This is a genomic window from Deltaproteobacteria bacterium (assembly GCA_003696105.1).
GTDB lineage: Bacteria > Myxococcota_A > Polyangia > Haliangiales > J016 > J016.
In genome coordinates this window covers 1-6,356 of the sequence record RFGE01000304.1, presented here as the reverse complement: position 1 = coordinate 6,356, position 6,356 = coordinate 1, and the positions used below count along the sequence as shown (strand labels likewise).

Annotated in this window: 7 protein-coding genes; 4 read left to right on the top strand and 3 right to left on the bottom strand. The window is 73.7% G+C overall.

Annotation, left to right across the window (positions count from 1 at the left end; genetic code table 11):
- Nucleotides 1-197 (top strand): hypothetical protein (locus D6689_19170; protein ID RMH38584.1); only part of this gene is annotated, 197 nt, incomplete at its 5' end.
- 36 nt (nt 198-233) lie between these two features.
- Here D6689_19170 and D6689_19165 read toward each other — a convergent pair.
- Nucleotides 234-917: a cyclic nucleotide-binding domain-containing protein gene (locus tag D6689_19165; protein RMH38586.1), complete on the bottom strand. Its 684-nt coding sequence runs from the start codon at nt 915-917 to the stop codon at nt 234-236.
- Between the two features lie 9 nt (nt 918-926).
- The gene (locus D6689_19160; protein RMH38583.1) at nt 927-1,604 is read right to left on the bottom strand and encodes a glycosyltransferase family 2 protein; all 678 of its coding nucleotides are present in this window, start codon (nt 1,602-1,604) and stop codon (nt 927-929) included.
- A gap of 96 nt (nt 1,605-1,700) precedes the next feature.
- On the opposite strand from D6689_19160, the gene D6689_19155 reads away from it, so the two are divergent.
- The 3 genes from D6689_19155 to D6689_19145 are packed head-to-tail and all read left to right on the top strand — an operon-like array spanning nt 1,701 to nt 4,825.
- Nucleotides 1,701-2,732, top strand: coding sequence for a phosphoribosylformylglycinamidine cyclo-ligase (locus D6689_19155; GenBank protein RMH38585.1), 1,032 nt, complete (start codon nt 1,701-1,703; stop codon nt 2,730-2,732).
- The gene (locus tag D6689_19150; GenBank protein RMH38582.1) at nt 2,729-3,337 is read left to right on the top strand and encodes a phosphoribosylglycinamide formyltransferase; all 609 of its coding nucleotides are present in this window, start codon (nt 2,729-2,731) and stop codon (nt 3,335-3,337) included. Before D6689_19155 ends, D6689_19150 begins: the two co-directional genes overlap by 4 nt.
- Nucleotides 3,338-3,367: 30 nt before the next feature.
- On the top strand, nt 3,368-4,825 hold the full coding sequence (locus tag D6689_19145) for a hypothetical protein (protein RMH38581.1): 1,458 nt from the start codon (nt 3,368-3,370) through the stop codon (nt 4,823-4,825).
- A 22-nt stretch (nt 4,826-4,847) separates the two neighbouring features.
- On the opposite strand, the gene D6689_19140 is transcribed toward D6689_19145, so the two are convergent.
- Nucleotides 4,848-6,341, bottom strand: coding sequence for a hypothetical protein (locus D6689_19140; protein RMH38580.1), 1,494 nt, complete (start codon nt 6,339-6,341; stop codon nt 4,848-4,850).
- Nucleotides 6,342-6,356 lie beyond the last annotated feature (15 nt).

The window sequence follows — 6,356 nt, the reverse complement described above, 5'->3', positions numbered from 1 at the left end:
TCCGCGACATCTGGGAAGGCTCCTATCTGGTCGTGTTCATTGCCAACGTACTGACGGGCACGAACGCGAGCGCGCTGGCCGAGCAGCTGCGCCAGCTCGCCCCGGAGATCGAAACGTTCACCTACTCGAAGAACGACGACCACGCACGCCTGGTGCGCAAGGCGATCGCCATCCGCGACGGCGTCGCCGCGGCCTGACCGGCCGGGCGCGGCGCGCGATCGGCGGCCGGCGCGTCAGGCGTCGCCGCCGGCGGGGTCGGCGAAGCGCTCCCTCAGTTCGAGGAACTCGAGGAACTCGACGAGCCGGCCGACCTCGGGGATGACGAACCCCTCTTCCTCGACGCCGGCCGCCGGCGCCGGCAGCACCAGCTGCGCGTCGGCGAGCTTCTGCACGACCTCGCCGACGCGCGTCTCGGGGAGCGCCGCGCGCGCCGCGAGCGCCGCCATCGACACCGGGATGAACACCGCGGCGCCCTCGCCCAGCGGCGCGCGGTCGGCGGCCAACTGGCGCAGCGCCTGCACCACGCGATGGTTCGCGTCCTCGAGCAGCAGAATTTCGATCTGCTGGTTGGCCCGGTCGAGGCGCGCAGCCAGCGCCTTGATCATGCGCACCGCGATCTCGGCCCGGCCGCGCAGCATCGCCTCGAACGTCTTGGCGTCGATCACGAGCAACCGCGCCTCCGCGCGCACGGTCGCCGTCGCCGACCGGGGCCGATTGTTGACGATCGCCATCTCGCCGAAGAACTCACCCGGCCCGAGGACCGCGATCACGGTGTCACGCCCGCGCAGCGCGCGGCTGATCTCGACCTCGCCCGACTGGATCACGTACATCTCGCTGCCGGCGTCCCCCTCGCGAAACAGGACGTGGCCCGGCGGAAACGTGCTGCCGAAGCGCTCGAACAGTTGGCGGTCGTTCATCGCCATCGATCACCTCACCGTTGCGTTGCGCACGATGTGAAACAGCGCACGGCCCGCTTCGGCCGCCCCGCGGCGCAACCGCTCGCCGCCGGCGAGCCGCCGCGGATCGCCGGGGCGCACCGGCACCTGTTCGATCCGCAGGCCGAAGCGCAACGCCTTGACCAGCAGCTCCGCCGGAAACCCGTCGCCGCGGTCGGACGGCGACAGCGCCACGGCCGCCGGCAGGCGAATGGCGCAAAACCGGCCGAGGTCGTCGAACCGCTGGCGGTAGATCGCGCCGATCAGCCGCAACGCCACCGCCGCCGGCACGCCGCGCGACCCGGGACGGACGCCGATCGCCAGTTCGGCGTCTCCGGCGGCCAGCGGCGCGAGCAGCTTGGGGATGTCGGCCGGGTCGTCGCGGCCGTCGGCGGCGACGAACACGACCGCGTCCGGGGGCTGCGGCAGCGACGCGAGGTGGTCGATCCCGCGGCGACAGGCGGCGCCGTAGCCGCCGCGCGGCGCGTGCAGCACCACCGCCCCGGCGTCCTCCGCGATCGCCGCCGTATCGTCCTTCGAACCGTAATCGACGACGACGACGGTCCGACAGGCGCGGGTCGGGATGCCCGCGAGCACCGCACCGATCGCGTCGCCCGCGTCGCGGGCGGGCACGACGACGTCGGCGGTGAGCGACGAAACGGCGGCCACGCCGGGAGTCTACTGCCGGGCGCGGGCGTGGGACAACCGAGCGCTCCCGCGGCGGGCGTTGCGAATTCCGCCGTGGACCACTACTGTCGAGCCGCCGTGGCCATCACGTACAAAGATGCGGGCGTCGACATCGACGCCGGCAACGCGCTGATCGACCGGATCAAACCGCTGGCGCGCGCGGCGACCCGCGCGGAGGTGCTCGACGGCATCGGCGGCTTCGCGGGGCTGTGCGCGCTGCCGGGCGGCTACCGCGACCCGGTGCTCGTGAGCGGCACCGACGGGGTCGGCACCAAGTTGAAGGTCGCGTTTGCAACCGGGCGGCACGACACGGTCGGCATCGACCTGGTCGCGATGTGCGCCAACGACATCGCCGTCGTCGGCGCCGAGCCGCTGCTGTTTCTCGACTACTTCGCCACCGGCCGGCTCGACCCCGACGTCGGCGAAGCGGTGATCGCGGGCGTCGCCGAAGGCTGCCGCCGCGCCGGCTGCGCGCTGCTCGGCGGCGAGACGGCGGAACTGCCCGGCATGTACGCCGACGGCGAGTACGACCTCGCCGGCTTTTGCGTCGGCGTGGTCGACCGCGGCGCCATCCGCGACGGCCGCTCCCTCGCGGCCGGTGACGTCCTGCTCGGCCTGGCGTCCAGCGGCATCCATTCCAACGGGCTGTCGCTCGCGCGCCGCGCGCTGCTCGACGAGTTGGGGCTGTCGTACGACGACCGGCCCGATGAACTGGGCGGGGCGTCGGTCGCCGATGCGCTGCTCGAGCCGACGAGGATCTATGCGCGCGCCCTCGTCGGGATTCGCGACCAGTTCAAGGCGGCAGCGCACATCACCGGCGGCGGTCTGGTGGACAACCCGCCGCGCATGCTCCGCGACGACTCCCTCGCCGTCCGCCTCGTCCCCGCGAGTTGGCCGGTGCCGCCGGTGTTCGACCTGATCGCGTCGGCCGGGGTCGAGACCGACGAGATGCGCCGCACGTTCAATCTCGGCCTCGGGATGGTCGTCGCCGTCGCGCCCGAGCGCGCCGACGCGGTCGCCGGCGCGCTCGCGGCCGCCGGCGAACGGGTCTATCGGGTCGGCGCGATCGTCCCGCGCGACGGCGGCCCGGCCGTGAGGTTCGCGCCGTGAAGCTCGCCGTGCTCGCGTCCGGCAGCGGCACCAACTTGCAGGCGCTGCTCGACGCCGAGGCGGCCGGCCGGCTGGCGCCGGGCGAGATCGCGTGTGTGCTGTGCAATCGGCCCGGCGCCGGCGCGCTCGACCGCGCGCGCGCGGCCGGCAAGCCCGCGCTGCTGGTCGACCACCGCGACTACCCGGACCGCGCCGCGTTCGAGCGCGCCATGATCGCCGCGCTCGACGCGCACCGGGTCGAGGGCGTCGTGCTCGCCGGGTTCATGCGCATCCTCACGCCGGTGTTCGTGGACCGTTACCGCGGCCGCATCGTCAACACGCACCCGTCGCTTCTGCCGGCGTTTCCGGGCGCCCACGGCGCGCGCGACGCCCTCGCCTACGGCGTCAAGCTCACCGGTTGTACCATCCACTTCGTGGACGACTCGCTCGACGGCGGTCCGATCATCGCACAGGCGGCGGTCGACGTGCGCGACGACGACACGCCCGAGACCCTGCAGCGCCGCATCCAACAGCGCGAGCACGAGCTGCTGCCGCAAGTCGTCCAATGGCTGGCCGCCGGGCGGCTCCGCATCGACGGCCGGCGCGTGACCGTGGCCGCGGAGTGACCGGTGCCGACGAGTTCCTACGACCTGGTGGTGCTCGGCGACGAGTTCGCGGGAGTCGTCGCGGCGACGCTGGCGGCCAGCCGCGGCCTCCGCGTGCTGCTCGCCTCGACGGGCGACCTGCCCGACGCGTACGAGGTCGGTCCGTATCGGCTGCCGACGCGGCCGCTGGCGCTCGCCGGCCTGGCGAGCCCCGCCGCCGCGCGCGTGATCGGCGAACTCAACTTCGGGCATCTGCTCAAGCGCCGGATGCGGGACCATGCGCCCGCGTTCCAGCTCATCGCGCCGGACGCCCGCCTGGACGTCACCGGCGACGACGACGCGCTCGCAGCGGAGCTGGCGCGCGACGCGCCCGCCGCAGCCGATGCCGCGCTCGCCGTCGCCCGGGCCGCGCGGGACGTGAGCGCCCACCTCGATCCGTTGCTCGGCCAGTCGATCGCGTTTCCGCCGGTGAAGTTCTTCGACCGCCGCGAGGTGGCGCGGTTCGACGAGCCGCTGGCCGCGGCGGGCGCGGCGGTCGACGCCGCAGCGGCCGCCGCGCCGATCGCGCGAGCACTGGCCGCGGCGCCCGCCGCATTCGGCACGTGCCTCGACCCGGCCACCGGCTCGCCGGTCGCCGCCGGCCGCGCACTGGACCAGTGGCGGCGCGGCGTCCCGCACCTGCCCGGCGGTCGCGCGGCGCTGCGCACCATCTTCCTGGACAAGTTCGACAGCCACGGCGGCGAGCGCCGCGCGGTCGAGCCCGAAGCGATCCTCGTGTCGTGGGGCAAGGCGACCGGCGTGCGGCTGCGCGACGGCGAGGAGATCGGCGCCGAGCACGTGGTGTGCGCGATGCCGGTCGCCCGGGTCCGCGAGCTTTTGGCGAAGCCGCCCAGGCGCCTCGAGCCGATCGCCGGTGCGCTGCGCCCGGCGGCCTACCGCTACACGCTCAACCTCGTCGTCGCCGAGGCCGGCATCCCCGAGGGGATGGCGGCCACCGCCCTGGTCGTCGCCGATCCCGCCCGCCCGCCGGTGGGCGACAACGCGCTCGCGGTGTTCGTGTCCGAACCGGACGACGAGGCGCGCGCCGTGGTAACGGTGGAGGCGCTTTGGCCCTGTCCCGCTGGGACGACCGCGCCACCGGACGACGGCGCGCTCGCCGATCTGCGCGTCCGCGTGCGCGAGCGACTCGAGGACGTCATGCCGTTTTCGAGCGGCCACGTGCTCGCCGCCCACTCTCCGAACGAGATCGCCGACCCCGAGCGCATCGCGGCGCGCGCGAGCCTCGCCGAGCCGCTCGCGCCGGCGCCCGTGTGGCGGGTCGACGGGGCGCTGCTGCTCGGCGTCGCGGCGGCGCCGTATCCGCTCGGCGTCAAACGCCTCACGCTGGCGTCGACGCAGGTGCTCCCCGGCCTCGGCCTCGAAGGCGAGCTGCAGGCCGGCTGGTGCGCGGCGCTCATCGCCTGCGGCGGCGCCAAGAAGCGCGACGGGCTCGCCGTCGGCGCGTCGTGACGCGCCGTCGCGGCCGCCGGCGTCACGCCGCGGCGCGGCCCGGTGCGGCCACCGGCAGCGCCGCGGGCTCCGCGGTCGCGGGCCGGGTCCGGACGCTGTAGCCGGGCGTGAACGGCCGGCTCGCGCCATCGCGCCACTGGCACAGCTGCGCGCGGGGGCCGTCGTCGTCGCAGTGGATGACGACGTGGGTGAAGCTGCGCAGCAGCCCCGGCGCCTCGTCCGGGTACCACGTGCCGGTGTTGAAGTACACGCCGCCGCCCTCGAGCGGAACGCGCATCGCCTCGTGGGTGTGACCGAACACGACGTAGCGCGCGTCCACGTGGCGGAGGATCCGCTCCGGGATCACCATCAGGGGCGCGGTCGGGTCGACGATGCGACCGCGCGACAGGATGCGGTTGGCCGCCCAGGCGGACCCGACGACGGTACCCGCACCGGCCAGCCCCCACGCGAGCGGCAGCGACCACACCGCGACCATCACGACCAGCAGGGCGAGCGCGCCGATGACGAGCTTGTCGATCATCAGCACCTGCAACAGGCGCCAGAGGTTCTCGACGACGGGACGCCGGCGCAGCTCGTGCACGGCGTCGAGCGTGCGCTCGTCGAGGCTCCACACCTCGCACAGCGCCCGCAGCCGCTCGCGATGGCGGGCGCGCCGCTCCTCCGCCGCGCCGGGCGCGCGGCGGCGCTGGCGCCGCGCGGCGATCAGGCGGGCCGAGAACGCGTAGTAGCTCTTGAACACCTCGAGCGCCCCCCGCGGCCCGAGCCCGAGCGCCCAGCGCATGTACCCGAGCCACGACCAGTTCTCCTGGCCGTGCTCCGCCGCCGGTATGCGGTTGACCACGTAGCGCTGCGCCGCGGTGTCGACGTTGAGGTCGATCTGCTTGCTGAACGGATCGGCCGGGGCCAGCGCGAACTGGAACGAGCAGTTTTCATCGTACAGGTGGCCGTGCTCGATCCAGGCGACGCCCGGGATGTAGACGAACCACGGGTGGAAGTGGAACGCCGACTCGATGAAATCGCTGGCGGGGTCGCCTCCCGCCGCGAGCTGCGCGCGTTCGTACACCCGCCGCACCCCGTCGAGGAACGCCCGCTGGACCGCGTCCCACTGCAGTTCCACGTCGTGGTTGCCCGCGACGAGGTCGACGCGGTTGCCGGCGCGCGCAAACCGGGCGAGCGCTACGAACACGTCGGCGTGGCGTTCGATCACCGCGTCGACCTTGGCGCGCGCCGCCTTGGGGCGGCGGCCGAGGCCGTAGATGTGCTCCTCGGGGGTGGCGTCGTCGTCCGAGTCGGGGTCCGGAAGCAGGCAGATCCCAAGGAAATCAATCAGATCGCCGTTGATGACGAGCTGCCAGGGCCGGCCGTCCCGTCGCGTGTACGTGTAGTGACGCAAAAAGTCGATCAGCTCGCGCTCGAGCAGATCGAGCTGCGCGCGCGCCGACGGGCCGCAGTTCACGTTCAGATCGCCGCCGAGATGCACGTCGCTGATCACGAGCGTATTGTGAGTTGCGTTCATTTCTTCACGCGATCC

What these genes read in the sequence shown, in the direction of transcription:
- D6689_19165 (RMH38586.1), bottom strand. Translation starts at nt 917, where the DNA reads ATGAACGACCGCCAACTGTTCGAGCGCTTCGGCAGCACGTTTCCGCCG.
- D6689_19140 (RMH38580.1), bottom strand. Translation starts at nt 6,341, where the DNA reads ATGAACGCAACTCACAATACGCTCGTGATCAGCGACGTGCATCTCGGC.